25 protein-coding genes and 1 pseudogene are annotated in these 24,514 nt (G+C 68.1%); 15 read left to right on the top strand and 11 right to left on the bottom strand.

Features of this window, described 5'->3' with window-relative positions:
- Positions 1–134: pseudogene (locus tag A4R44_RS50025) on the top strand (dipeptide/oligopeptide/nickel ABC transporter ATP-binding protein); the annotation flags it as partial.
- A 49-nt stretch (positions 135–183) separates the two neighbouring features.
- On the opposite strand, the gene A4R44_RS06030 reads toward A4R44_RS50025, so the two are convergent.
- Positions 184–606 carry a nuclear transport factor 2 family protein gene (locus A4R44_RS06030; RefSeq protein WP_067577127.1) on the bottom strand — a complete coding sequence of 141 codons (423 nt, stop codon included), beginning with the start codon at positions 604–606 and terminating at the stop codon, positions 184–186.
- Positions 607–708: 102 nt separating this feature from the next.
- Between A4R44_RS06030 and A4R44_RS06025 the strand changes: the two genes are divergently transcribed.
- The 5 genes from A4R44_RS06025 (at position 709) to A4R44_RS06005 (ending at position 6,287) form a co-directional block, all read left to right on the top strand.
- Complete coding sequence (locus tag A4R44_RS06025) at positions 709–1,089, top strand: YciI family protein (RefSeq protein ID WP_037808470.1); 381 nt, start codon at positions 709–711, stop codon at positions 1,087–1,089.
- A complete protein-coding gene (locus A4R44_RS06020; RefSeq protein ID WP_067577125.1) occupies positions 1,086–2,297 on the top strand; it encodes an RNA polymerase sigma factor in 1,212 nt (403 codons plus the stop codon). The genes A4R44_RS06025 and A4R44_RS06020 overlap by 4 nt, the downstream gene beginning before the upstream one ends.
- 94 nt (positions 2,298–2,391) lie before the next feature.
- Complete coding sequence (locus A4R44_RS06015; RefSeq protein WP_067577123.1) at positions 2,392–3,039, top strand: DedA family protein; 648 nt, start codon at positions 2,392–2,394, stop codon at positions 3,037–3,039.
- 384 nt (positions 3,040–3,423) lie between these two features.
- Positions 3,424–4,071, top strand: a complete 648-nt coding sequence (locus A4R44_RS06010; RefSeq protein WP_232791512.1) for a hypothetical protein — start codon at positions 3,424–3,426, stop codon at positions 4,069–4,071.
- Positions 4,068–6,287 carry an N-6 DNA methylase gene (locus tag A4R44_RS06005; protein WP_095213206.1) on the top strand — a complete coding sequence of 740 codons (2,220 nt, stop codon included), beginning with the start codon at positions 4,068–4,070 and terminating at the stop codon, positions 6,285–6,287. Before A4R44_RS06010 ends, A4R44_RS06005 begins: the two co-directional genes overlap by 4 nt.
- A gap of 2 nt (positions 6,288–6,289) precedes the next feature.
- On the opposite strand, the gene A4R44_RS06000 is transcribed toward A4R44_RS06005, so the two are convergent.
- A complete protein-coding gene (locus A4R44_RS06000; protein WP_067577117.1) occupies positions 6,290–7,189 on the bottom strand; it encodes an EamA family transporter in 900 nt (299 codons plus the stop codon).
- 86 nt (positions 7,190–7,275) lie between these two features.
- Between A4R44_RS06000 and A4R44_RS05995 the strand changes: the two genes are divergently transcribed.
- Complete coding sequence (locus A4R44_RS05995) at positions 7,276–8,181, top strand: LysR family transcriptional regulator (protein WP_067577115.1); 906 nt, start codon at positions 7,276–7,278, stop codon at positions 8,179–8,181.
- Here A4R44_RS05995 and A4R44_RS05990 read toward each other — a convergent pair.
- Positions 8,178–8,732, bottom strand: coding sequence for a TetR family transcriptional regulator (locus A4R44_RS05990; RefSeq protein WP_067577113.1), 555 nt, complete (start codon positions 8,730–8,732; stop codon positions 8,178–8,180). The two genes, A4R44_RS05995 and A4R44_RS05990, sit on opposite strands and share 4 nt — an antisense overlap.
- A 64-nt stretch (positions 8,733–8,796) precedes the next feature.
- Here A4R44_RS05990 and A4R44_RS05985 point away from each other — a divergent pair, with 64 nt between their 5' ends.
- A complete protein-coding gene (locus A4R44_RS05985; RefSeq protein ID WP_067577111.1) occupies positions 8,797–9,909 on the top strand; it encodes a serine hydrolase in 1,113 nt (370 codons plus the stop codon).
- On the opposite strand, the gene A4R44_RS05980 is transcribed toward A4R44_RS05985, so the two are convergent.
- Entirely contained in the window at positions 9,863–10,423 is a 561-nt protein-coding gene (locus A4R44_RS05980; RefSeq protein ID WP_067577108.1) for a DedA family protein, read from the bottom strand. The genes A4R44_RS05985 and A4R44_RS05980 overlap by 47 nt on opposite strands.
- A gap of 154 nt (positions 10,424–10,577) precedes the next feature.
- On the opposite strand from A4R44_RS05980, the gene A4R44_RS05975 reads away from it, so the two are divergent.
- Positions 10,578–11,495, top strand: coding sequence for an SDR family oxidoreductase (locus A4R44_RS05975; protein WP_067577106.1), 918 nt, complete (start codon positions 10,578–10,580; stop codon positions 11,493–11,495).
- A 13-nt stretch (positions 11,496–11,508) separates the two neighbouring features.
- Here the strand turns inward: A4R44_RS05975 and A4R44_RS05970 are convergent, their stop codons facing one another.
- Positions 11,509–12,477, bottom strand: coding sequence for a YafY family protein (locus tag A4R44_RS05970; RefSeq protein ID WP_067577104.1), 969 nt, complete (start codon positions 12,475–12,477; stop codon positions 11,509–11,511).
- 10 nt (positions 12,478–12,487) lie between these two features.
- A complete protein-coding gene (leuA, locus tag A4R44_RS05965; RefSeq protein ID WP_067577102.1) occupies positions 12,488–14,272 on the bottom strand; it encodes a 2-isopropylmalate synthase in 1,785 nt (594 codons plus the stop codon).
- 244 nt (positions 14,273–14,516) lie between these two features.
- Here leuA and A4R44_RS05960 point away from each other — a divergent pair, with 244 nt between their 5' ends.
- A complete protein-coding gene (locus A4R44_RS05960; protein ID WP_067577100.1) occupies positions 14,517–14,894 on the top strand; it encodes a hypothetical protein in 378 nt (125 codons plus the stop codon).
- Between the two features lie 345 nt (positions 14,895–15,239).
- Here the strand turns inward: A4R44_RS05960 and A4R44_RS05955 are convergent, their stop codons facing one another.
- The 3 genes from A4R44_RS05955 to A4R44_RS05945 form a co-directional block, all read right to left on the bottom strand.
- Positions 15,240–15,893, bottom strand: a complete 654-nt coding sequence (locus tag A4R44_RS05955; RefSeq protein WP_067577098.1) for a hypothetical protein — start codon at positions 15,891–15,893, stop codon at positions 15,240–15,242.
- Positions 15,894–15,965: 72 nt separating this feature from the next.
- The gene (locus A4R44_RS05950) at positions 15,966–16,631 is read right to left on the bottom strand and encodes a hypothetical protein (RefSeq protein ID WP_067577096.1); all 666 of its coding nucleotides are present in this window, start codon (positions 16,629–16,631) and stop codon (positions 15,966–15,968) included.
- Positions 16,632–16,738: 107 nt separating this feature from the next.
- Complete coding sequence (locus tag A4R44_RS05945) at positions 16,739–17,329, bottom strand: nitroreductase family protein (RefSeq protein WP_067577095.1); 591 nt, start codon at positions 17,327–17,329, stop codon at positions 16,739–16,741.
- Between the two features lie 236 nt (positions 17,330–17,565).
- Here A4R44_RS05945 and A4R44_RS05940 point away from each other — a divergent pair, with 236 nt between their 5' ends.
- A complete protein-coding gene (locus A4R44_RS05940; protein WP_067577093.1) occupies positions 17,566–18,831 on the top strand; it encodes an aspartate kinase in 1,266 nt (421 codons plus the stop codon).
- Positions 18,831–19,871, top strand: coding sequence for an aspartate-semialdehyde dehydrogenase (locus tag A4R44_RS05935; RefSeq protein ID WP_067577091.1), 1,041 nt, complete (start codon positions 18,831–18,833; stop codon positions 19,869–19,871). Before A4R44_RS05940 ends, A4R44_RS05935 begins: the two co-directional genes overlap by 1 nt.
- A 48-nt stretch (positions 19,872–19,919) precedes the next feature.
- Here the strand turns inward: A4R44_RS05935 and A4R44_RS05930 are convergent, their stop codons facing one another.
- Entirely contained in the window at positions 19,920–20,414 is a 495-nt protein-coding gene (locus tag A4R44_RS05930) for a hypothetical protein (RefSeq protein WP_157904823.1), read from the bottom strand.
- A 4-nt stretch (positions 20,415–20,418) separates the two neighbouring features.
- Positions 20,419–20,874, bottom strand: a complete 456-nt coding sequence (locus A4R44_RS05925; protein ID WP_067577087.1) for a hypothetical protein — start codon at positions 20,872–20,874, stop codon at positions 20,419–20,421.
- Between the two features lie 685 nt (positions 20,875–21,559).
- Here A4R44_RS05925 and A4R44_RS05920 point away from each other — a divergent pair.
- The 3 genes from A4R44_RS05920 to A4R44_RS05910 all read left to right on the top strand — a co-directional run bounded on the left by A4R44_RS05920 (position 21,560) and on the right by A4R44_RS05910 (position 24,303).
- Complete coding sequence (locus A4R44_RS05920; protein WP_067577085.1) at positions 21,560–21,985, top strand: hypothetical protein; 426 nt, start codon at positions 21,560–21,562, stop codon at positions 21,983–21,985.
- Positions 21,986–22,677: 692 nt separating this feature from the next.
- A complete protein-coding gene (locus A4R44_RS05915; protein ID WP_067577083.1) occupies positions 22,678–23,868 on the top strand; it encodes an RtcB family protein in 1,191 nt (396 codons plus the stop codon).
- Positions 23,869–23,925: 57 nt separating this feature from the next.
- On the top strand, positions 23,926–24,303 hold the full coding sequence (locus A4R44_RS05910) for a hypothetical protein (RefSeq protein ID WP_067577082.1): 378 nt from the start codon (positions 23,926–23,928) through the stop codon (positions 24,301–24,303).
- Positions 24,304–24,514: the final 211 nt, after the last annotated feature.

Genomic DNA, 24,514 nt, shown 5'->3' with positions numbered 1-24,514 from the left:
CCTGCCACTACGCGGAGGACATCCGCGACGGGCGGATCCAGCCGCACAAGGTCGAGGTGGAACTGGTCGACGCCGGGGCGCTGAACCCGGACCTCGGCCCGCCGGACGTCGGTTCGGCCGCCGAGATCCTCTGACCGCCGGTGAAGGCCCTCACCTTTACCGGGTGGGGGCCTTCCCGGCTTTTCAGGGCTGAAGATCGACGGCGGCGCGGAACGAACCGTCCATGTGGAACGGCGTCGAGTTGTGCTCGTGCGCGATCAGCCAGTCGTTTCCGTTGCGCCGCAAGACAAGTGTGGTGCGGAACCACAGCGTGAACGATTCGCTCTGGCCCTGCGGCGTCGCGGTCAGTTTCGCCAGCGCCGCCACCACCGCCAGATCGCCGGACACGGTGATCTCCTCGTCGTGGTACGTGTGGGAAATCGGCCCGTCGAAGGTGCTGAGCCACCGCGCGATGTACTCCGCGGAAGCGCCGGTCGTGCGCAGCGGCGGGGCGAGATCGAATTTGACCGCCTTCTCGGCGTAGCTCGCGACGACCCGCTGCGGGTCCTTCGCGTGCATCGCGGCGGTGCGCTCGGCCAGCAGGTCGCGGATCTCGTTCTCGGACATTCTGTGTTCTCCTTTTCCCGGACTCGGTGTTCGTCCGGGACGTCGAAGCCGTCCGCTCGGCTTCGACATCTGGGGTGGAAAGACTTTTCGAGGAGGCTCCCGATGAAGTATCTGGTCCTAATCTATGGCAACCCGGCCTCGCGCGCGGCCTGGGCGGGGATGAGCGACGAGCAGAAGGCCGAGGGCCTGCGTGCCTACCAGCGGTTTCACGAGGAGCTGGCGGGCACCGGCGAGCGGATCGTGTCCGAGCGGCTGGCCGCGCCGGAGCTGACGAAGCAGGTCCGCGTGAGCACGGACGGCGTGAGCACCACCGACGGCCCGTTCGCCGAGATCAAGGAACAGCTCGCCGGGTTCTACCTGCTGGAATGCGATTCGGAGGCGCGCGCGCTGGAGATCGCCGCGCGGATCCCGGAAGCCCCGTTCGCGACGATCGAGGTGCGGCCCGTGATGGGGCTGACCGGCGACGTGGACTTCGAGCTGTGATCGACGGCCTCCTGCGCGACCTCATCCCGCAGGTGCTGGCCGCGCTCGTGCGCCGCTACGGCGATTTCGGCACATGCGAGGACGCGGTGCAGGAGGCCCTGCTCGCCGCCGCCGTGCAGTGGCCGAAGAACGGGGTTCCGGACAATCCGAAGGCCTGGCTCATCACGATCGCTTCGCGACGGCGGATCGAGATGTGGCGCAACGAAGCCGCGCGGATCCGTCGTGAGGAGACGGTGGCCGCGCTGGAACCGCCGTCCTTCGAACTCGTGCCGCAGCAAGACGACACCCTCGCCCTGCTGTTGCTCTGCTGCCATCCCGCGTTGACCCGCCCGTCGCAAGTGGCTCTCACGTTGCGTGCCGTCGGTGGCCTGACCACAGCCGAGATCGCGCGGGCGTACCTGGTCCCGGAGCCGACGATCGGCCAGCGGATCAGCCGCGCGAAACAGAAGCTGCGCGGTGCGGATTTCGCTTTGCCACCGGAGGACGAACTGCCGGAACGCGTCGCCGCGGTAGTGCAGGTGCTGTATCTGGTGTTCACCGAAGGCCACACCGCCAGCTCCGGCAACGAGGTGAACCGCGTCGAACTGACCGCCGAGGCCATCCGGCTCGCCCGGCAACTGCACGCCCTGCTGCCTGCTGAGGGCGAGGTCGCCGGACTGCTCGCCCTCATGCTGCTCACCGACGCCCGCCGTCCCGCCCGCAGCGGCCAGGACGGCATTCCCGTGCCGCTGGCCGAACAAGACCGTTCGCGCTGGGACGCGTCCGCGATCGCCGAAGGCAGTGCGCTCATCGAGCACGCACTGGCGACCACCCCTGTCGGCCCGTACCAATTGCAGGCCGCGATCGCCGCTGTGCACGACGAAGCCGGGGCGGCCGACGACACCGACTGGCCGCAGATTCTGCTGCTGTACGACCTTCTGCGGCAGATCGCCCCCGGCCCGATGGTCACTCTCAACCGCTTGGTCGCGCTCGCCCGCGTCGAAGGCCCGGCAGCAGCGCTGGCCGAATTGGACGCGACCGAGCACCCCGACCACTACCGGGCCGACGTGGTCCGCGCCCACCTGCTGGAACTGTCCGGCGACGCGCGAGGTGCCCGCGACTGCTACGCCCGCGCCGCCGAGCGCACTTTGAGCCTTCCGGAACGGGAGTACTTCGAATCGCGCGCTTTGCGTGTTATGTCGGAAAAACCCCGAAAAAACCCTGCCTGAAGACGGACCCCACCCCCGACTCCAGGCGGACGCGAGAACGCTCGTCAGCTGGGTACCCTGCGGAGACCAGGCACGAATCACAAGGGGGTTGGCAGTGAACATCGACCACGTGCTGGAGGCGATCCCTCCGCTGTCGGTCTACCTATTGGTCGGCTTGGTGGTGATGGTCGAAAGCCTGGGCATTCCGCTGCCGGGGGAGATCGTGCTGGTGAGCGCGGCGCTGCTGGCGTCGTCGCACAGCGGGCTGAACCCGCTGTGGATCGGCGTGCTGGCGTCGGCGGGCGCGATCATCGGCGACAGCATCGGGTACCTGATCGGCAAGAAGGGCGGCAAACGGCTGTTCGCCTGGGCCGGGCGGAAGTTCCCCAAGCACTTCGGCCCCGAGCACATCGCGAGCGCCGAAAAGATGTTCCACAAACGCGGCATGTGGGCCGTGTTCTTCGGCCGGTTCGTCGCGGTGCTGCGCATCCTGGCCGGCCCGCTCGCCGGGTCGCTGAACATGCACTATCCGCGCTTCCTGATCGCGAACGCACTGGGCGGCATCGTCTGGGCAGGCGGAACCACGGCGCTCATCTACTACCTCGGCGTGGTCGCCGACAAGTGGCTGAAGGGCTTCCAGTGGGCAGGCCTGGCGGCGGCGCTGGTGATCGGCGTGGTGGTGACGCTGGTGCTGAAGAAGCGCATGGCCCGCCACGCGGCGGCGTCCGCGCAGGCGGAGGAGAAGAACGACGCGGTCGCCTGAACCGACTGAAGAACTGCGAATCCCCGGCGGTCCGGTGCGGCTGGAGGATTCGAAGCCCGGCTGGGTGCTGCGCCAACGCGCGGGACCCAGCCGGTTTGCGTCCGGCTCCGTCTTGATCGCTGCCACGTCATCTGTTCACGGGTTGAAGTACCGCGCCCGAACACGAGTGTTCACAAAATCTGTGTACTCGCAGTGCTTGCACGGTTGCTGCTAGACCGCTAGTCTCCTTGAAGACGGCGAGGGGATCCGGCCGCCCCGTACGAGGGTGCGTGGCCGCAGGCAAAGCTATGCCCCGGGCGGCATGCAAAGCAGGGGCGACCCGGGGCGTACAACAAGCAGAGTAGCACATCTTCGTGCTGCCCTGAGGGGGACGAAGAGGTGGGCGTGCAGCACAGGTGGATCGACGAGACTCTGTCGTCGACGCGGTTTCGGCCGTACTTGCGCAAGATGGACGGGGACTGCGCGACAGCGATCGACCTCTACTGGTGGAACGTGGAAGTGTCGGCCGCGTTTTACCCCGCGTTGCACTGCCTGGAACTGGCATTGCGCAACGCCTTGCACCGGCAGCTGGTGGAAAGGTTCGGCCGACCGGGCTGGTGGGACGTCGCCCCGCTGGAAGACCGTCACTACGCGTTGGTCGGCAAGGCCGCCGACAAGGTTCGGCAGCAGCTCCGGCAGCGCCGACCGGTCACGCCCGATGATCTGGTTGCCGAGCTTTCCTTCGGGTTCTGGGTGTGGCTGGTGGGCAAGGAGTACCACCGGTCACTGTGGGAGCCGTGGCTGCACCGCGCCTTTCCGCACCGCAGGCAGCCCAGGTCGGCCCTGTACCGCGACCTGGACGAGGTGCGCCGGTTCCGGAACCGGATCATGCACTACGAGCCGATCCATCATCGGCATCTGGAGGCTGACCACGCGACCATCCTCCGGCTGATCGGCTGCCTGTGCCCGGAGGTGCTGGTGCAGTTGCGAAGGCGCGACCAGGTCGAAACGATCCTTGCCCGAAGGCCCGAGCGGGGAGGAGAGCGTCGATGAGCCTCCCGGAGGGTATGCGGTCCGCGGCGGATCTGGCGAAGCTGGCGGAAGTCAACGCGAGCGCTTTCAGCAACTGGCGGTCCCGCTCGCCGGACTTTCCTCCGCCGCACAAGATCGGGGGGAAGGAACTGTTCGAGATTCCGGCGGTCGCTGAGTGGTTGAAAGAACGGCGGATTCCTGTCCACCGACGGAAGGAAGGCGAGCCGGAGGGCTACACCTATGGCGACCGTCTTCTCCGAAACCTCGGTCCCGGACAGCTGCCTGACTCAGGTGCGGCGCAGACCAGGCCGGTGGCCGAAGCTGACCTTGCTGACCGGGTGTGGGAGGCGGTTGAGTCCATGCTCGATTCGCTTGACCGTTCCGCCGCCCTCGACTACCTGCTCGGATTGGTGTACTTGCGTTCCGCTCAGCCGGCGGACTGGAAAGCTGTGACTGGCACCAGAACCTGGCCGGAAGCGCAGGAGGTGCTCCGCGGCATCTCGGTACCGGTCCCGGGCGCGGCAGACCGATTGTTGTTCACGCGCGTGCTTGAAGTATCGAGCCCAGCTCTTCGGAAAGCAGTCGACCTCGTGGACCGGTTTCCGGCGAAGGAAAACGCCGGCCAGCTGGGCTCAGTGCTTCTCGGGCTCACTCGGCGGCAATCAGGCCGAAGCGGAGGGCAGTTCACGCCGCCCGAGGTCGCGCGGCTCATGGTCGACCTGCTCGGCGACGAGCCGGTGTACTCGGCATATGACCCCTTTTGCGGGTCGGGTGAATTGCTGACTGTCGCCGCCGAGCGAATAGCCGGCGTTCCCGCCGATGTTCCCATCGAGGTATTCGGCAAGGCCGGCGACCAGTGGTCCTGGTCGACCTCCTGGATGAACTTGGCTCTGCATGGGGTCGAGGCCGAACTTGGCGAGCCCGGGCTTGCGGTGAAGAAGGACAGCTTTCCGGGGTTGACCTTTGACCGGATCCTGGCCAATCCGCCGTTCAACCTCAAGTCGGCTGAGCTGGACAAGAGAGTCCTGCGGTGGGGTGAGCCGCCGGAGAAGAACGCGAATTTCGCCTGGTTGCAACATGTTGCCGCGAAACTCGCGCCGAGTGGCCGGGCGGCGGTGATCATGCCGTCGGGAGCTGCGTCCAGCAAGAACGAGGCGCATATTCGCGGTGCGTTGATCGAGGATGGCATCGTCGAATGCGTCATCGCATTGCCTGCCCGGCTCTTCCGTTTTACCGCAATTCCCGTTCATCTCTGGCTTCTGCGGGCTCCGGGATACAACGTGTTCGGCGACGAAGTGCTGCTCATCGATGCCAGCGACGAGGCGGAGGCCGACCGGTCCGCACGACGGTTGACAACGGCGGCGATCGATCGAGCGGTCGATGAACACCGCCGCTGGTCGAGTTCGCAGAAGGGCAGCTTTTTCGGCAGTCCGGGCTACTCTCGCGCGGTGCGCTATTCGGAGCTTGAGGAGGGCGACTACAACCTTCAGCCCGCACGGTATGTCTCCAGGAAGGCGGAGCACCGGGAAGACGGCCCGGCTGCCGCCTTTGCCGCAGCGCGCCGTGAGCTGGCCGAGTTGACTGAGCAGGTACGCCAGCTGAACGACGGTCTTGAGTCGACTGCGGCTGCCGTGCTGTCTTCGGGCCGGGCAAAGGTGACCGGGGAACGGGTGCGCCTCGGCAAAGTGTGCGAGGTTCTTCCCGGCCCAGGCAGCGTGAAGCGGCAAGGCGACAGTCCGGGCACGCCGTTAGTCCTGCCTCGCAACATTCGAAACAACCAGGTCGACTACGGCGAACTCGACCTCGTTCCCGAAGCCTTGGCTGCGCGGTATGCCAGATACCGGCTGGCTGAGCGGGACGTTGTCAGCGCACGGGCAGGCACGCTAGGGCGGTTCGGGTTGGTGCGATCCGCCGAAGCAGGCTGGCTGCTCGGGCCGGGGTGTGTCGGGTTCCGGCCGGGGCCGGAAGTCGACCCGCACTATCTCGTCTACTACTTGAACGGAGCTGACGCGCAAGAATGGTTGCGGCGCAACGCTGTCGGCACCGCGGTTCGGTACTTCAGCTCCGACCTGCTCCGGTCGATGCCCATCTTTTTGCCAGAACTCCGCAAGCAGGCGGAGATCGTCGATCTGTTGCGGCCGTATCAGCTGTCTTCGGTGGCGCACGCCGAGCTAGGTTCCCAGCTCGCGCATTCGCTCGACTTGTTGACTTCGATACTCTTTCGCCCCAGTGCCTGACCTCACGCCGGCAGCAGCTCCTCCGGCGTAACCGCGGGCTTCCTCCGCAGCGATCCCAGCAGCACCCCGCCGATCACCACCGCCGCGGCGACCAGGGTCAGTGCCGTCGGCACCTCGCCGAGGACGAAGAACGACGCCGTCAGCCCCACCACCGGCACCAGCAGCGAGAACGGCGCGACCACACCCGCTGGGTTGCGGCGCATCAGCGTGGTCCAGATGCCCGAGCCCACGACTGTTCCGAAAACGACCACGTACGCCAGGCCCGCGATGCCGATCAGACCGGTCTTGGTGCCGAGCGTCGCCAGCGAATGCCAGGCGGCTCCGGGACCTTCGAAGATGCTCGACAGCGCCAGCATCGGCAGCGGCGGCACCACCGACATCCACAGGGTCAGGTGCAACGGGTTGTCCGGCTCCGCGCGGCGCATGCTCAGGTTGCCGATCGCCCAGCTCAGCGCGGCCAGCAAGGTCAGCAGCACCGGCACCAGCGCGGCGTGGGCGGACTGCTGCCAGGCGATCGCGGTCATGCCCGCCACCGCGAGCAGGATCCCGGCCAGCTGCCGTCCGGAGACGCGTTCCCGCAGCAGCACCGCGCCCAGCAGCACGGTGAACGGCGCGGACGCCTGCAGCACCAGCGACGCGAGCCCGGTCGGCATGCCCAGGTGCATCGCGACGAACAGGAACGCGAACTGCCCGGTGCCGAACCCGAGCCCGTAGCCAAGGAGGTAGCGCAGCTTCACGCGCGGCCGCGGCACGAGCAACACCGTCGGGATCGCGATCAGCAGAAACCGCAGCGCACCCGCGAACATCGGCGGGAATTGGCCGAGTGTGGCGTGGATCGCAATGAAATTCAGGCCCCACAAGACGGCGACGAACACAGCGAGCAGACGGTCCCGGATGGCCATGCCGCCACTCTGCCTAGGCAAACCTTGAAGCACCAGCGAGAAAAACTGTACCGACTGTGTAGCAGTGCTTCACATACACTGCGCGGATGGACTTGGGCAGGCTCCGGACGCTGCGCGAATTCGCCGATCGGGGCAGCGTCACCGCCGCCGCTCGGGCGCTGCACTGCACGCCGTCGGCGATCTCCCAGCAGCTGCGCGCGTTGCAGGCGGAGGTCGGCATCGCACTCACCGAACCGGCGGGCCGCGGCCTGCGGCTCACCGACGCGGGCCGCGCACTGGTCGCCCGCGCCGACGACGTGCTGGCCGCACTGGACCGGGCCGAGGCGGAGCTGGCCACCTACCGCAGCGCCCCGCGCGGACGCGTGCGGATCGCGATCTTTCAATCCGCGGGCCTGCTGCTCCTGCCCGGCCTGCTGCGCCGCATCGACCAGTACGAAAACCTCGATGTCGACGTCCGCGACGTCGACATGGTCCCGCCGCAGGTGCCCGGCCTGGTCGCCGACTACGACGTTGTCGTCGCCCACCGCGACGAGCACGCGCCCGAATTCGACACCGAACGCCTCGACGTCGTCCCGCTGCTGCGCGAACCGCTGGACGTCGCCCTGCCTGTCGGTCACCGCCTCGCCCGCAACCGCCGCGTCGAACTGGCCGATCTCGCCGACGAACGCTGGATTTCGGTGGATCACGGCTTCCCGGTCGACGACGTCCTGCGCTCGCTGACCGTGCGCACCGGGGTGCGGCCGCAGATCGTCCAGCGCATCAACGATTTCCGGATCACTGAACGGCTTGTCGCGGCGGGGCATGGGATCGCGTTGATGCCCCGGTACACAATGGACACTCGACGGGGCAGTGGTTTGGCGGGCCGTCCGCTGGCCGGAATCCGGGCGGCGCGGCTGGTGGAAGCGGTGTGTCGTACGGGTGCCGCGAATCGTCCGGCGGTCGCGACGGTGATCGACGAGTTGCGTGCCGAAGTGGCCGCTCTGCCGACCTAGCCGGGTTCCCGGGCCGGAAGCCCGCGCAGCAAAGTATCGAGAAACAGCTCAAACCGCGGCGCGTCCGGACCGAGGTCGAGCGGGTTCTCCCGCACGGCGAGCCAGCTGACCGTGCACGTGATGAAGATGTACCAGCTCTGCTCGGCCAGTTCCGGCGGCACTCCGGCGTTCGTGAACGCGGCGACCACCTGCGAGCGCAGCTTGCCGAACGAATCCGCGTTGTGCCGATGCGGCCGGGATAACCGGGTCGCGTAACCGGGGACCGCGAGGAACTGGTCGTGCATCGCCCACGCGACCTGTGCGAGCCATGGCCGCCAAGACCGGCGAGGCGGTCCTTCCGCCGGAAGCACCCGCTCCAGCACTACCTCGCTGATCAGATCGAACAGCGCGTCCCGATTGGCGACCCAGCGATAGAGCGCGCCGTGCGTCACGCCAAGCCGTGCCGCCAGTTCGCGCATGGTCAACGTGTCGAGGTTCCCCTCGGACAACGCCGCGTCGACGATCCGCTCGCGATCGAGCTGCGCGGGGCGGCCGGGCCGCGGTCGGGTCATAGCTCAGGACTCTACCGAGGCAGAGTTAGTGACCAATGGTTACTAATGAGCGTACAGTCGTGGCATGGCAAACATCGAGGGCACCGTGCGGCCCGGTTTCGAACAGGTGCGGGACACGTTCGCGGCAGTCGCCGACGGAGCCGCCCAGCTGGTGGCGTACCACCGTGGTGAGCGAGTAGCCGATTTGTGGACCGGTGTCGACGGGGATGCTCTGCTCGGTGCCTACTCCGCGACGAAAGGTGCGGCACACCTGGTCGTCGCGCTCCTGGTCCAGGACCGAGTGCTGGACCTTGACCAGCGGGTGCGCCACTACTGGCCGGAGTTCTCGGCCGACGTCACCCTGCGGCAACTCCTGGCGCACCGAGCCGGACTGGTCGGCGCTGACGAAGGATTCAGCCGCGCGGAACTCGCGGACGACCGGATCGTCGCGGAACGACTGGCCCGCCAGCGCCCGTTCTGGCGGCCGGGAAGCGCGTTCGGCTACCACGCACTGGTCGTCGGCGCGCTCAGCGGCGAGGTCGTGCTGCGGGCGACCGGCCGCACCATCCAGGAACACTTCGCCGAACGGGTCCGCGATCCGTACACAGTGGACTTTTACCTCGGCCTCCCCGCCGAACTGGAGCCGCGATTCGCCAGTGCGCAGCCGATGATCCTGACCCCCGAGCGGCGGCTTGCCCCGCCCGCCGCGAACAGCCTGAACGGGATCGCGTTCAACCGGCACCACCCGGACGGCCCGGAGGTCTGGGAACTGCCGAATCTGCCGGAGGTCCGGCGGCTCGGCCCGGCCTCGTTCGGCGGCGTCGCCTCGGCTCGCGGCTTGGCCCGGATGTACGCGGCCGCGATCAGCCCGCTGGACGGCGAACCGCCGCTGCTGAAGCCGGAAACCGCCGCCGAGTTCGCGCAGATCCAGTCCGTCGGCCACGACGTGGTGTTGCGCGAGCGCAAAGCATTCGGCATCGGATTCCACGCCACCGGCGAGTACTACCCGGAGCTGGGCCAGGGCAGCTTCGGGCACAGCGGCGCGGGCGGCCAGCAGGCGTTCGCCGACCCGCGCAACGGCATCGCCTACGGCTACACCCGCCGTCGGGTCCCGTTCCCCGCCGCCGCCGCTCCGGAGAACGAACCGCTGATCAAGGCGCTGTACTCGGCGCTGCGTGCCGTCGAATCGCGATCGTGATCGCGGTGCCCAGCAGCACCGCGATGGTCAGCGACAACGCGAGGCTCAGCCCGGGCTCGGCAACCAGTTGCCCGCCGGCGTAGCCGAGGAACGCGACATACGACGTCCACAGCAGCACCCCAACTGCGGAGGCGGTCAGAAACTCGGTGAACCGCCACCGCAACGAGCCGGCCAGCAGCGCGCCGACCGTCCCGCCGGAAGGCAGCCATCGCGCGACCACCAGGACCGGCCGCGGATGCCGTTGCAAGCGCCCGTCGAGCCAGGTCAGCCCGGCGGCCAGCTTGCGCCGACGGCCCAGCCGGGCCAGCACGCGAGCCCCGCCGAACCGCCCGAGCGCGTACAACGCCTGGTCAGACAGCAGACAGCCGAAGCTGGCGACCGCGATCACGACGGCCAGCGAGGTCCCGTGCTGCGCGGCGGCCACGCCCATGCCGAGCAGCGTCACCTCGGTGGGCAACACCGGCACCAGCGAGACAACGAACAGCACCACCAGCCCAGCCGTCGTAGCGTCCATGTCTCTATTAACCGCTCCGCCGGTGCCGATGAGTCCCCATCACCGGCTCTTCACAGCAAGGCACAGCCGGGACACAGATTCCTGGAACCCGGACAGCGGATGTCAGGTTTCGCCCGCACGATGGTGGTCCACCGAGAGAAAAGGGGCGAACGGGATGAGCGGGGAACTGGCGGGCAAGGTCGCGCTCGTGGCGGGCGGCACGCGCGGGGCGAGCCGGGCGATCGCGGTCGAGCTGGGCCGGGCCGGGGCGTACGTGTACGTCACCGGCCGCACGACGCGGGCCGGACGGTCCGAAGTGGACCGTCCGGAGACCATTGAGGACACTCTGGAGCGGATTGAAGCCGTGGGCGGCAAGGGAATGGCGCTGCGGGTCGACCACCTGGTCAGCGACGAGGTCGCCGCGCTCGCCAAGCGCATCGACGCCGAGCACGGCGGCCTCGACATCCTGGTCGACGGCATCTGGGGCGGCGACCGCTACCTGGAGTGGGGCAAACCGGTCTGGGAGCATTCGCTGGAGGCCAGCCTGCGGATGCTGCGGCTGTCCCTCGACGCGCACCTGATCACCAGCCACCATCTGTTCCCGCTGGTGATCCGCCGTCCGGGCGGGCTGGTGATCGAACTGACCGACGGCACCGCCGAGTACAACCAGAAGTACCGCGAAGGCACGTCGCTGCCGTACTACCTGGCCAAGGCGGCGATCAACGTACTGGCGGTCGGCGAGGCGGCCGAACTGAAATCGCACGATTGCACCGCGATCGCGTTCACCCCGGGTTGGCTGCGTTCGGAAGCGATGCTGGAGATTTTCGAGGTCACCGAGGAAAACTGGCGCGACGCGACCGTCCGCGAGCCGCATTTCGTGATCTCGGAATCGCCGGTCTTCTCCGGCCGCACGGTCGTCGCGCTCGCCGCCGACGCGGACCGGCACCGCTGGACCGGCCAGACCGTTTCCAGCGGACAGCTGGCGAAGGTCTACGAGATCGACGACGTGGACGGCAGCCGTCCGGACGCGTGGCGGTACATCGAGCAGGTCCAGGAACCCGGAAAGCCCGCCGACGCCAGCGGCTACCGCTGATGCCGACGTTCCTTCACCGACGGTTGCGGTCGGCCAGCGTTTGACCGAATTCCGCGACCGCGGCGCGGATCTCCGGCGGGGTCAGCACCTCGACGCCGGGGCCGAGGGAAACCAGCTGTCCGACGGCGACTTCCTTGCCCTCCATGGCGAACTCGGCCTCGGCCCACCCATCGGCGTCCCTCGGACCGAGCGACACCAGCACCTCGTTCACCTGCTCCGGCCCGAAAACCCGCCGCAACGCAGCCGCCGCGGACCGGTCGAGCCGAGCCGTCACCTTCAACGGCAGCGGCATCTTCTCGAACTCCGCCGACGACGCGCGCCACCAATCAGCGAGCGAGAATTCTTCCGGCCGGGCAAAGGTTTTCCCGGTTTCGGCGACCGCCGCCAACCGGGAAACGCGATACGTCCGCAAGTCGGCGTCGACGCGCGCCACCAGGTACCAAACTCCGGCTTTGAGCACGAGACCCAGCGGATCGAGCGTCCGCCGGGCGACCTTGTCGCGCCGCCGATACCGCACGTCGAGCTGCCGCTGGGTCCACACCGCCTTGGCGACCGCGGGCAGCGCGGCCGCGTCATCCGGCGAACTGAACCAGGCCGACGCGTCGAGGTGAAAGCGCCCGGCGACCGTCCGGGCCTGTTCCTGCAACTGCGCGGGCATGCTCGCGGAGACTTTCGCGTGCGCCGCGGCCACCGCGGTGCCGAGGCCGAGCCCGGCGAGCGCGTCCGGCACGTCGAGGGCCAGCAGCGCGACGGCCTCACGCGAGGTGAGGCCGTCGAGCCGCGAACGCCAGCCGTCGACGAGCCGGATGCCGCCACCGCGCCCAGGTTCACTCCAGAGCGGCACGCCGGCTTCGCGCAACGCGGCGAGATCGCGCCGCAGCGTCCGCTCGGTCACGCCCAGTTCGCCTGCCAGCTCCCCGACGGTGCCCGAGCGTTTGCGGTGCAGCGTGAACAGAAGCGCGACCAGGCGCTCTGCTCGCATCAGGCTCGGGTCAGCGGTTGGCCCGGTTGACCGCGCTTACCACGGCACGCAGCGAAGCGGTGACGATCGACGGGTCGACGCCGATGCCCCAGAACACGCGGTCGGAGATCGCGCATTCGATGTAGGACGCGGCGCGCGAGTCGTCGCCGGGGCTCAGCGTGTGCTCGCTGTAGTCCAGGAGCCGCAGGTCGTAGCCCACAGTGGACAGTGCGTCGAAGAACGCGGCGATCGGCCCGTTGCCGCGGCCGGTGATCTCGTGCTCGTCGCCCTCGACCTTCACCGTGGCCTCGAGGTCGTACTCGCCGCCGCCGTTGTCGGTGACCCGCTGCTTGATCAGCTCCAGCGGAGTCTTCGACTCCAGGTACTCAGTCGAGAACGCGCGCCACATGGTGGCCGGGTCGACCTCGCCGCCCTCGGTGTCGGTGTAGGCCTGGATGACCTTCGAGAACTCCATCTGCAGCCGGCGCGGCAGGTCCAGCTGGTGCTCGGCCTTCATGATGTAGGCGACGCCGCCCTTGCCGGACTGCGAGTTCACCCGGATCACGGCCTCGTACGTGCGGCCGACGTCCTTCGGGTCGATCGGCAGGTACGGGACCTCCCACGGGTGCTCGTCGACCGGGACGCCCTTCTTGTCGGCGGCGTCCTTCATCGCGTCGAGGCCCTTGTTGATCGCGTCCTGGTGGCTGCCGGAGAAGGCGGTGAACACCAGGTCGCCGCCCCACGGGGAGCGTTCCGGGACCGGCAGCTGGTTGCAGTACTCGACGGTCCGCTTGATCTCGTCCATGTCGGAGAAGTCGATCTGCGGGTCGATGCCCTGGCTGTAGAGGTTCATGCCCAGCGCGACCAGGTCGACGTTGCCGGTGCGCTCGCCGTTGCCGAACAGGCAGCCCTCGATCCGGTCCGCGCCCGCCTGGTAGCCCAGTTCGGCGGCGGCGATTCCCGTGCCGCGGTCGTTGTGCGGGTGCAGCGACAGAATCACCGAATCGCGGCGCTCCAGGTTGCGGCTCATCCACTCGATCGAGTCGGCGTAGACGTTCGGCGTCGCCATCTCGACGGTCGCGGGCAGGTTCAGGATCACCGGCTTCTCCGGCGTCGGCTGCCAGATCTCGGTGACCGCGTTGCACACCTCGAGCGCGTAGGACAGCTCGGTTCCGGTGTAGGACTCGGGCGAGTACTGGAAGCGGAAGTCGGTGTCCGGCTGCTTCGCCGCCAGCTCGACGACCATTTCGGCGGCCTGCGTCGCGATCTTCTTGATGCCCTCGCGCTCCTCGCGGAACACCACGCGGCGCTGCAGGATCGACGTCGAGTTGTAAATGTGGACGATCGCCCGGGGCGCGCCCTCAAGTGCCTGGAAAGTGCGCTCGATCAGCTCGGGGCGGCACTGGGTCAGCACCTGGATGTGCACGTCGTCGGGGATCGCGCCCTCGTCGATGATCTCGCGCACGAAGTCGAAGTCGGTCTGCGACGCGGCCGGGAAACCGACCTCGATCTCCTTGTAGCCCATGCGGACCAGCAGGTCGAAGAACTTGCGCTTGCGGGCCGGCGACATCGGGTCGATCAGGGCCTGGTTGCCGTCGCGCAGGTCGACCGCACACCACAGCGGCGCGCGCTCGATCCGCTTGTCCGGCCAGGTGCGGTCGGGTACGTCGATGTTCTCGACGACGTCGTACCAGGGGCGGTAACGGTGCACCGGCATGGACGTGCCGCGCTGCGGGTTCCACGAGGGCTGTCCGGCGGGCGCGGGGCGAGAGGGCGTGCGCAGACGGGAGTTAGTGGTACGGGGGTCGGTGCTCATCGCGGGAAAATCTCCTGAAAGGTTCGGTGCGGACGACCGGCACCACAAAGCCCCGCGACGAGGAGCCGGTCAGATCAGGCCCCGTCGCGGCAGCGAAGCAGGAGTTCACGAGCCACGAGGTCACTGTAACCACCCGGTGCCGCGAAAGGAAAGCCGCCTGCCGCGATCGAACTGTTACGTCGGGTGGCTGATACCTGTTACTAGCGGGTAGCGGCCCGCGAAGCGACGTGTCAGACTGCCCGGCATGGGCGAGCACGCGGAACAAGCGCAGGAAACCGAGGCGAAGGCGCGACCCCAGCGCACCCCGGTGGACTGGCGGCGCACTCGTGAGCGCGGGGTGTCCTTCCTCGCGGCGCTGGTGCGCTGGGCCGGGTTGCTGTTCGCCGCGGTCCTGGTGCTGCACGTGATTTTCGTCATCGGCGAGGCCAACCAGGGCAACGGCATCGTCTCGTTCGTCCGCAGCTGGGCCGACGGGCTGTCGCTCGGCTTCAAGGACCTGTTCACGCCGAGCGACGCGAAGCTGCGCGTGCTGGTGAACTACGGCATCGCGGCGGTGTTCTGGCTGGTCGTGTCCGGGATCCTGGCGAAGATCATCCGGCGCGTCGGGGGCGCGGGCGGCTGAGCGATCTTTACGGCTGCCAGCCGATCACGTCCTCGTCGTAGCCGGTGTTCGGCCGACCGAGCTGCGGTCCGGCGGCTTGGTCGCCAAGCTTCAACGGTCAGGTCCGCCGCGCTGCTCGACGCAGGCGTCGGGATGGCGGATGGTTGGCTGACGGTGCTGGCCGGAGCGACTGTCCCGGTCTTCGTGCTGGAACACCCGGACAGCGCGAAAACCAACGCTGCCGTGGGGAGATCGCGCTTCCGGCACGTACCTCTTCTCCTCGGTGAAACCAGCCTGGACAGCAGATCTCGTCGACACCCTGCGGCGAACTCGCGTCCAGCTCCTCGGCGTAGAGCCCAGGAATCCTCACGATGAGCGCCTGAGCCGGGATCGCGGCTGCCAGCCGATCGGATTTGCCTGGTAGTCCGTGCCCTTGGCCAGCCATGCGTAGCCGTCGTCGTCGTACTTCGCGCCGGTCACCGTGGCGCCGGGGACGGCCAGTTCCATCGTGCAGGTGCCGTAGGTCGCGCCCTTGGCCGTGAAGTCGCCGGTGGCGTCGCTGTGGCACTTCGGCGAGTCCGCGGACAGGCCTATCCGTCCTTTGGAGCCGTCCTTGAGCAGGCCGCGGATACCGATCACCCGGGCGGCGGAGAAGTCGTCGCCGGTCTCGTTCGACACGGTGACCTGGACATAGAACGGCACCAGTCCGGGGAGGTCGTCGCCGAGGTTCAGCTGGGCCACTTCCGCCTCGGTGCCCCGGTCGATGCGGGTCGCCGTGATCCCGACCGCGCCGACGGGCGAGGAGCCGGTCGTGAACGGCACCACGGCCTTCTCGCCGATTTCGAGCTTCGTGCCCGGCTTGGTGTAGGCGATGTTCTTCCGCGCGGGTGCACTGGTCGAGGTCGGGGCTGGCACTGAAGTCGGAGCGGTACCGGGCGGTGGCACGTCGGCTGTGCTCGAACACGCGGAGAGCGCGAACGCCAACGCCGCCACCAACACGATCGGTCTTCTGCCAGACATCAGTTCTCCCCAGGGCGCGAAAGGGGGCGCCAGTCCCTGACTGACGCCCCCGCGACGATCTCGCGCCGAACCTTACTGCCAGGTCACGGCGTCCTTGCCGTAGTCAGTGTTGGGAGCCAGGTCCCGGTAGGTGCTAGCGCTGTAGCTAGCCCCCTTGACCTCCGCACCTGCCGGGGCCAGCGCCAGCACGCAGCTGTTGTACGAAGCGTCCTTCGTGGTGAAGGCCTTGCCGGAGTTCCCGCTGTCGCACTTCTCGAACTTGCCGATCACCGTCACATGCGGGCCCTTGGTGCCGTCCGCGAGCAGGCCGTTCATCAGGCCCAGCGAGCTGTACGAGAAGTCCGAGCCGGTTTCGTTCGTGACCTTGACCTGGATGTAGTACGGCGTCATGCCCTTGGCCCGGTCGCCGAGCTTCAGCGGGGCCAGGTCGGCCTCCACGCCCTTGTCGATGCCGGTCACCGTCACGCCGATCGCGCCGGTGTTCTTCTGTGACTTGAACGGCACCACGGCCTTCTCGCCGATCTTCAGCTTCGTGCCCTGCTTGGTGTACTCGGCAGAGGCGGCGTCGCCGGCGGGAGCGGCGGCCGAGGAGGACGGTGCGGCCGAGGACGGGGCGGCCGACGAAGCGGGGGGAGTGGCGATCGGCTGGGCGGGGGTGTCCTCGGAAGAGCACCCGGACAGCGCGAACGCCATCGCCGTCGCGGAAACAGCCAGTGCAACCGGCATCGCTGTACGCATTTCGTCACTCCTTGAGAAGAATCCCACCGATTCAGTGGCCTGACCGGTTTGCTGTCTATCTGACCTCAACGGCGGGATGCCGGTTCCCCGGATTGCTCACGAAACGGTCACAGTGCCGGAGACCCCCATTGGCCGCCGAAGGCGAACTCCGCGAGCGGCAGCCTGCGCCGCGGGGCCAGTTCCCGTTCGATCCGGCGCGGGTCGGCCAGTACGGAAGGGTCGGCGGGGGATCCGACGGCGATCGCCGCCCGGGCCGCCGCGTCCTCGGGAAGGCCGAATTCCTCGTGCACCCGCTCCGGCGAGAAGCCCGCCATCTGATGTGCGACCAAGCCGAGTTCGACCGCCTGGAGGACGAGGTTCTCGGTCGCCAAACCCAGTCCGTAGTCGGCGTAGGGCACCTCGCCCTTCTCATTCGTGGTGACCATCACGCCGATCAGCAACGCGCTCGCCCGGAACGCCCACGCCTGGTTCCCGGAGTTCAGCGTCGCGAGGATGCGGGGGAACACCGGATCGCCGCGGCGGCCGACGAGGTAGCGCGCCGGCTGGGTGTTGCCGAAAGACGGTGCCCACCTGGCGGCTTCGAGCAATGCGGTCAGCTGGGCAGTGGTGATCTCGGCGGTCTCGTCGTAGGCCCGCGGGCTCCAGCGCTCGGCGATGGCCGGCGCGACGGGGACGCTCGTCTCGGCTGGTTTGCGCATGCGGCGAACGTAGTACGGCCGGGGAGTGCTCTCCGTCACTCCGGAGGAAGGGCTTCGAGCTTTCCCCTGGCGTTAAGGAAAATTTACTTCCAAACCCTCCGGGCGGGCCGTGGCGGACCACTCGATGGGGTGGCGAGCGCCGTTCGCGCCGGTAGGCTCTTCTCCAAATGAAGGGTCGTGGGCGTTCCTCGGTGCCCTCCAAGGAGTACGCCCCGGCCCGTCAAGGAGGTTCGGGCGTGGCCCTCGTGGTCCAGAAGTACGGCGGATCGTCGCTGGAAAGTGCCGACCGGATCAAGCGCGTGGCTGAACGGATCGTCGCGACCAAGAAGGCGGGCAACGACGTGGTCGTCGTGTGCTCGGCGATGGGCGACACCACTGACGAGCTGCTCGATCTGGCGCAGCAAGTGAATCCGGCGCCGCCGGAGCGGGAAATGGACATGCTGCTCACCGCCGGTGAGCGCATTTCGAACTCATTGGTCGCGATGGCCATTTCCGCGCAGGGCGCGCAAGCCTGGTCGTTCACCGGTTCCCAAGCGGGCGTGGTCACCACTTCGGTGCACGGCAACGCGCGCATCATCGATGTCACTCCAAGCCGCGTCACCGAGGCGCTGGAGCAGGGTTACGTCGCGCTGGTGGCCGGTTTCCAAGGCGTGGCACAGGACACCAAGGACATCACGACGCTCGGCCGCGGCGGCTCCGACACCACCGCGGTGGCGCTCGCCGCCGCGCTGAACGCGGACGTCTGCGAGATCTATTCCGATGTGGACGGTGTGTATTCGGCCGACCCGCGGATCGTGCCGGACGCCAAAAAGCTCGACACCATCCCGTATGAGGAGATGCTGGAGCTCGCGGCGAGCGGATCGAAGATCCTGCACCTGCGTTCGGTCGAGTACGCGCGCCGCTACGGCGTGCCGATCCGAGTCCGTTCTTCCTACAGCGACAAGCCGGGCACCACGGTGGCCGGATCGATCGAGGAGATCCCCGTGGAACAAGCGCTGATCACCGGCGTGGCACACGACCGCTCGGAAGCGAAGATCACCGTGACCGGCGTACCGGACTTCGCCGGCGCTGCGGGCAAGATCTTCCGGGTCGTCGCCGACGCCGAGATCGACATCGACATGGTGCTGCAGAACGTGTCCAGCACGTCCTCGGGCCGCACCGACATCACCTTCACGCTGTCGAAGGCCAACGGGGCGAAGGCGGTCAAGGAACTTGAGAAGATCAAGGCGGAGATCGGCTTCGAGTCCGTGCTGTACGACGACCACGTCGGCAAGGTGTCGCTCGTCGGAGCCGGGATGCGCTCGCACCCGGGCGTCACCGCGACCTTCTGCGAGGCGCTGGCCAACGCGGGCGTGAACATCGAAATCATCAACACCTCGGAGATCCGCATTTCGGTGCTGATCCGCGACGCGCAGCTGGACGAGGCCGTGCGCGCGATCCACGAGGCGTTCGAACTGGGCGGCGACGAGGAAGCCGTTGTCTACGCGGGGAGTGGTCGCTGATGGCTCCGGGTCTTCGCGTCGGGGTGGTCGGGGCTACCGGCCAGGTCGGCGCAGTGATGCGCAAGCTGCTCGACGAGCGGAATTTCCCGGTCGAGCAGATCCGGTACTTCGCCTCGGCCCGCTCGGCGGGACGCACCTTGCCGTGGCGCGACGAAGAAATCACCGTCGAGGACACCGCGACCGCTGATCTGTCCGGGTTGGACATCGCGCTGTTCTCCGCGGGCGGTGCGACGTCTCGCGAGCAGGCGCCGCGGTTCGCCGAGGCGGGCGCGATCGTGGTCGACAACTCGTCGGCGTTCCGGCGCGACCCGGACGTGCCACTGATCGTCAGCGAGGTCAACCCGGAGGCGATCAAGGACGTGCGGAAGGGGATCATCGCGAACCCCAACTGCACCACCATGGCCGCGATGCCGGTCCTCAAGCCGCTGCACGACGAAGCCGGTCTGGTGCGGATCATCGCGAGCACCTACCAGGCGGTGTCCGGCAGTGGTCTGGCCGGCGTCGACGAACTGGCCGCACAGGCGAACGCCGTCGCCTCGCGCGCGGCCTCGCTCACGCACGACGGTTCGGCGGTCGAGTTCCCGGCCCCGGCCAAGTACGTCGCGCCGATCGCGTTCAACGTCCTGCCGATGGCTGGGTCCATTGTGGACGACGGAACGTTCGAGACGGACGAGGAACAGAAGCTGCGCAACGAAAGCCGGAAGATCCTGGGCATCCCGGAGCTTCTGGTGTCCGGCACGTGCGTGCGGGTGCCGGTGTTCACCGGGCACTCGTTGTCGATCAACGTCGAATTCGAACGGCCGCTGTCGGTCGAGCGGGCGACCGAACTGCTGTCGCACGCGCCGGGTGTGCAGCTGGCGGACGTGCCGACGCCGCTGCAGGCCGCGGGGATCGACCCGAGCCTGGTCGGGCGTATCCGCACCGACCCGGGTGTCCCGGACGGGCGCGGCCTGGCGCTGTTCGTATCCGCCGACAACCTCCGCAAGGGGGCGGCGCTGAACACCGTCCAGATCGCCGAGCTGGTGGCGCGGAACCGCTGATCTCCGTGCTGAAACTGCCCGGTCCCTGGTTCAGGGGCCGGGCAGCTTTCACTTCTTCTTCTGCCGCGGCTTGATCGGTTTCAGTCCGAACGCGACCCGGACCTCCGGCTTCTGCAGCGGACGCAGCACAGCCTGCATCAGGAAACCCCAGAGAATCAGCCCGACCGGGGCGCCCGAGGATCCGGAACTCGTGGCCAGCGTCAGGATCGCGCCAAGCAGCAGCATCGCCACGAACCCGCACTCCAGCCAGACGAGTGCGAGCATGACCGCGCGCTGCCGCCTGCCCAGCAGGACGGCGCACACCACCAAAGCGATGATCAGTGCCGAGTTGATCGCCAGGATCGTCACCGGCAAGGCCACAGCGTTCGAGGTGCCGCCAAGCCCGAGCAGGTATCCGACGAACGCGGCGAGCGCCAGGTAGACGACCGCCTGCCCGCCGATGGCCAAACGCATCGACCGGATCGCTCGCCGCACCTCCTGCTCCGCGTTCGCGCCGGACGCGGGCATTGGCTGGTAAGGGCTGGACGGGAACACCTCGGACACCACCTCAGACTCGGGAACCGGGCCAGGAGACCACTGGTCGTCCGGGACCGGTCCCGGCTGCTTCGCGAGCCGGCAGGCCCGGTTCCGGCAGGTCCGGAACTCGTGGCTCGCTGTAGGACCACACCGGTCCGGACGCGCTCCGGCCGAGGTGGCGGAATTGCTCCACAGTCTCGGGACCGCGCTTGAGTTCGACGAGCGCCGCGTAGGCGCGGCTGTTCAGCGTGTCCGGTGCGTCCCGGCCCTCGCCGTCGAGCCACGGCAGCAGCCGCCACGCGTCCTTGGCTCCGGCGAAAGACGCTTCGAACGCCGCGGCAAGCGGCAGCCACGCCAGTTTCGGATGCTTCGCCGCGCCCTCCTCGGCGAATGTCCACATCAGATCGCGGGTGCCGAACCACTTGTCGCACCAGTACTGCAAGGCGCGCGCATGCGCGTGGAGGTGCAACGGGTCGCGCGCCAGCACACCGTTCCACGCCGCGCGAAACTCGGCGTGCCCCGTATTGCCTGCCCATCGCGATCATGCACGGCGTCGGGTCGTCGGGAGCGAGTTCAGCGGCGGTCTGGCTCGCTTCGTCGGCCTCGTCGAGCACGCGCTGGAATCCCGAGAATTGCTCCGCGGTGACGTACTTCGCCTGCCGTGCGCTGCGGATCTGCCACGCCGCGTTCGTGAGCGCGTCGCCGGGACGGGCCGCGCGCCAGGACTTCAGCGCCGTGTCGTCGTCGGCCGCGACCTCGCCGAGGAGACTCACGACCGAACTGCGCCGGTCCCAGTCCTGCCCGATCTCGGCTAGCAGGTCGGCTCCCGGCTGCCAGTCCCCGGCGGCATGCGCGATTTTGGCGTCCCGGGCCGGCTTCGGCAGCAGCGGTTTTCGGTGAGCTTGGCATCCGGAGGCAGGCCGAACCGTTCGACGTCCATCGGCGGGCCAGGTCGCTGCTGCCGAGCGTGCGCAGGTAGTCGGACGTGCTCAAGCCGCGCTTCTCGGCGTCTTTCGCGATCCCCTTCATCATCCGGCGGTATCGCGGAACGGTGTAGAGGTTGATCAGTCCCGGCTAGGGTTTGCCTCTCGCGAGTCGATCGCGGGATCCAGTTCGATGGCATACGGTTCGGCCAGCACCGGCTTCGCTGGTCCGGACCAGGACAGTTCTCAATGCGCCGCACCGACTTTGGCGATTTGCGCTTGCAGCACAATGGACAGTCGACTGTGGACTTGCGCCCGGGCCTCCGGTGGAGCGGTGGGATCGGTGATGTCCTCAAGCCGACCGGCATCGAGCAGGTTCAGCAGGTCGTCGAGGCGGCGGCTGCGGAGAATCCGCAGTGCCTCGGCCTGATTCGACTCGCGCACCCCAATGTCGGCCAGGCTGGCCCAGCCGAGCTTCTTCGAGGACGCTCCCTCCGTGAAGCCGGTCGCCAGTACCGCGTCGAGCAGCTCCGGTCCGTTGCGGCTTCCAGCAGCGCGATCCGATCGGAGATGGGCGGGTGGCTGTCGTACTTCGAGGCAGGCCGCGACGGCGGATTCTCCCGCAGGGATGTCATTTCCTCCACGCACTGCTCGTCGGCGAGCAGCAGCTGGTAGCCCTCGGCCATCCGGTCCGGCAGATAACCGGAGGACCACGCGACTCTCGCATAGTCGTTCAGGAAGACCCACCAGGCCGTGTCGAGGACTTCGACCTCGCGCAGCGCGCAGCAGCCAACCGGACCCAGCCGAGCCGAGTCCGTTCACGACTCGCCCGATCGTCTGCCGTCCGCGGTCGCGCCGGCGGAGCGGGGGTGGCGATTGCTGTAGTGGCCGAGTTCGTGCCCGAGCCGCATTCCGGCGAAGAGCTGACCTGCGGAACCAGGTAACTCTCGGCCGGCGGCCAGGTGCCGGCTTCCTGGGCGAGTTCGCGGACGGCCGCCCACGGTTCGGGCTGCTCCCCGGGCGTGCCGAGCACGCCGCCGATGTCGTCGTCGCGTGCTGCGCCGAGGTGAACGGATGACCGTGGAACGCGGCGACCTTAAACCAGCTCAGCGCGCCGGCGACGGCGAGCAGCAGCACCGGAAAACCGGCCAGCAACAAGACCGTGAGCGTCTCTCGCAACGAGTACCTCACGGAAAAACGGAATCCTCCCCAAGACCGGCACCCTGGGCGAACCGGTCGTTCGAGCCCGGTATCGACCGAAGCGCCGATTTCGTTTCACCGATGCCCGATATCCGGAAAACCTGTTGTCGCGAGCGACGGCGTGCCGGATGCTGAGCGGGCAAACTTCTTTCTGGGAAAGGAAAGTCATGTACACGGCAGTGGACGGCGCGCGGGTTCCGATCCGGATGTGGGCAGATCCCGCGTCGGTCGAAGACCAGGCGATGCGGCAGCTGCGCAACGTCGCCAACCTGCCTTGGGTGCACGGCGTCGCGGTGATGCCGGACGTCCACTACGGCAAGGGCGCCACGGTCGGCAGCGTCATCGCGATGCGCGACGCGGTCTCCCCTGCCGCGGTCGGCGTCGACATCGGCTGCGGGATGAGCGCGGTGCGGACCTCGCTCACCGCGAGCGACCTGCCCGACGACCTCGGCAAGCTGCGCAAGCGGATCGAATCGGCGGTGCCGGTCGGGTTCGGCCTGCACCAGACGCCGGTCAACACCGCGAAGGTGCACGGCGTCGGCGGCTGGGACACGTTCTGGAAGTCGTTCGGCGACCTGCACGAAGGCGTCCAGGACCTGCGCAAGCGGGCGCATCTGCAGATCGGCAGTCTCGGCGGCGGCAACCACTTCATCGAGGTCTGCCTCGAACAGGGCGGAGCCGGCGAGGGCCGCGTGTGGCTGATGCTGCATTCGGGTTCCCGCAACATCGGCAAGGAACTCGCCGAACGGCATATGGCGATCGCGCGGAAGCTGCCGCACAACCGGGACCTGCCGGATCCTGACCTGTCGGTGTTCGTCGCGGACACGCCGGAAATGCAGGCGTACCGGCGTGACCTGTTCTGGGCACAGGACTACGCGGCGCGGAACCGGGCGACGATGGTCGCGCTGGTGAAACTCGCGGTCGCCGAGGTAATCCCGGGAACGACGTTCGACGACGCGATATCGTGTCACCACAACTATGTCGCCGAGGAAACCTACGACGGCATCGACCTGCTCGTCACCCGCAAGGGCGCGATCCGGGCCGGCTCCGGAGATCTCGGGATCATCCCCGGCAGCATGGGAACCGGCTCCTACATCGTGCGCGGACTCGGCAACACCGCGTCGTTCGAATCCGCGTCCCACGGCGCCGGACGGCGGATGTCGCGGACGAAGGCCCGCAAGACCTTCACCGCCGCCGACCTCGCCGCGCAGACCGCGGGCGTGGAATGCCGGAAGGACACCGGGGTCGTCGACGAGATCCCGGCCGCGTACAAGGACATCGAGACGGTGCTCAAGGCGCAGACCGACCTGGTCGAGGTGGTCGCTCACCTCAAGCAGGTCGTGTGCGTGAAGGGGTGAGGGGTTCCTGCGGGCGAATCGCGCTGGTTCGCCCGCGGAACCCGCTACCCTGAAGCGATGAGGAGCTGGGGGGTGGCTGTCGCCTTGGTGGCGGCCGGAACGTTGCTGGCCGGATGCGACCAGGTCGATTCGGCGGTCAACCAGACGAATTCAGCGGTGGACAAGGTCTCCACGTGCACCGAAGCGCTGGGCTTGGCCGACCTGAACCCGTTGGTGGACGGCGAAAAGCTCAAGGCCCGCGCGCAGGACAAGGAACGGCGGCTGCGCGAGCTGGCGGCCGATGTCAAGGAGGAGGACGTCAAGAACGCCCTGCTCGGCATGGCCGACTCGTACCTCCAGGTGCAGAAGGAACACCTTGAGGACGCCGGGGTGATCGCCCGGTGGACCAAACGGGACCTGGAAAAGCTCGACGGCCTGCGCAAAGCCTGCACCTGACCTTCGCCCGGCTCCCGCAGAGGCACGTGAGGGAACTCTGAGGGAATCAGATGCCGTCAGGGTTCCCCTCACGTACTTCCACGAGGTCGAGCCGCGTCCAGTCGTGGCATCAGCTCAGCGGCGAGCCCGGACAGCCGCCGCCAGCGAAGGGGCCCGCACCGAGCTGCGGCGCAGCGACCACACCAGCCCCAGCGCCGCCAGCGCCAGCCCG

It is taken from the genome of Amycolatopsis sp. M39 (assembly GCF_001651785.1).
GTDB lineage: Bacteria > Actinomycetota > Actinomycetes > Mycobacteriales > Pseudonocardiaceae > Amycolatopsis > Amycolatopsis rubida.
This window is presented reverse-complemented; position numbering and strand designations above follow the sequence as displayed.

Excerpts from the sequence above, each read along its gene's own strand:
- A4R44_RS06000 (WP_067577117.1), bottom strand. The coding sequence starts at position 7,189 with ATGGCCATCCGGGACCGTCTGCTCGCTGTGTTCGTCGCCGTCTTGTGG.
- A4R44_RS05990 (WP_067577113.1), bottom strand. The coding sequence starts at position 8,732 with ATGACCCGACCGCGGCCCGGCCGCCCCGCGCAGCTCGATCGCGAGCGG.
- A4R44_RS05995 (WP_067577115.1), top strand. The coding sequence starts at position 7,276 with ATGGACTTGGGCAGGCTCCGGACGCTGCGCGAATTCGCCGATCGGGGC.
- A4R44_RS05945 (WP_067577095.1), bottom strand. The coding sequence starts at position 17,329 with ATGCGCAAACCAGCCGAGACGAGCGTCCCCGTCGCGCCGGCCATCGCC.
- A4R44_RS05975 (WP_067577106.1), top strand. The coding sequence starts at position 10,578 with ATGAGCGGGGAACTGGCGGGCAAGGTCGCGCTCGTGGCGGGCGGCACG.
- A4R44_RS05960 (WP_067577100.1), top strand. The coding sequence starts at position 14,517 with ATGGGCGAGCACGCGGAACAAGCGCAGGAAACCGAGGCGAAGGCGCGA.
- A4R44_RS06005 (WP_095213206.1), top strand. The coding sequence starts at position 4,068 with ATGAGCCTCCCGGAGGGTATGCGGTCCGCGGCGGATCTGGCGAAGCTG.
- A4R44_RS05910 (WP_067577082.1), top strand. The coding sequence starts at position 23,926 with ATGAGGAGCTGGGGGGTGGCTGTCGCCTTGGTGGCGGCCGGAACGTTG.
- A4R44_RS05920 (WP_067577085.1), top strand. The coding sequence starts at position 21,560 with ATGCGCCGCACCGACTTTGGCGATTTGCGCTTGCAGCACAATGGACAG.
- leuA (WP_067577102.1), bottom strand. The coding sequence starts at position 14,272 with ATGAGCACCGACCCCCGTACCACTAACTCCCGTCTGCGCACGCCCTCT.
- A4R44_RS05915 (WP_067577083.1), top strand. The coding sequence starts at position 22,678 with ATGTACACGGCAGTGGACGGCGCGCGGGTTCCGATCCGGATGTGGGCA.
- A4R44_RS05955 (WP_067577098.1), bottom strand. The coding sequence starts at position 15,893 with ATGTCTGGCAGAAGACCGATCGTGTTGGTGGCGGCGTTGGCGTTCGCG.
- A4R44_RS06025 (WP_037808470.1), top strand. The coding sequence starts at position 709 with ATGAAGTATCTGGTCCTAATCTATGGCAACCCGGCCTCGCGCGCGGCC.
- A4R44_RS06030 (WP_067577127.1), bottom strand. The coding sequence starts at position 606 with ATGTCCGAGAACGAGATCCGCGACCTGCTGGCCGAGCGCACCGCCGCG.
- A4R44_RS05980 (WP_067577108.1), bottom strand. The coding sequence starts at position 10,423 with ATGGACGCTACGACGGCTGGGCTGGTGGTGCTGTTCGTTGTCTCGCTG.
- A4R44_RS05970 (WP_067577104.1), bottom strand. The coding sequence starts at position 12,477 with ATGCGAGCAGAGCGCCTGGTCGCGCTTCTGTTCACGCTGCACCGCAAA.
- A4R44_RS05950 (WP_067577096.1), bottom strand. The coding sequence starts at position 16,631 with ATGCGTACAGCGATGCCGGTTGCACTGGCTGTTTCCGCGACGGCGATG.
- A4R44_RS05935 (WP_067577091.1), top strand. The coding sequence starts at position 18,831 with ATGGCTCCGGGTCTTCGCGTCGGGGTGGTCGGGGCTACCGGCCAGGTC.
- A4R44_RS05985 (WP_067577111.1), top strand. The coding sequence starts at position 8,797 with ATGGCAAACATCGAGGGCACCGTGCGGCCCGGTTTCGAACAGGTGCGG.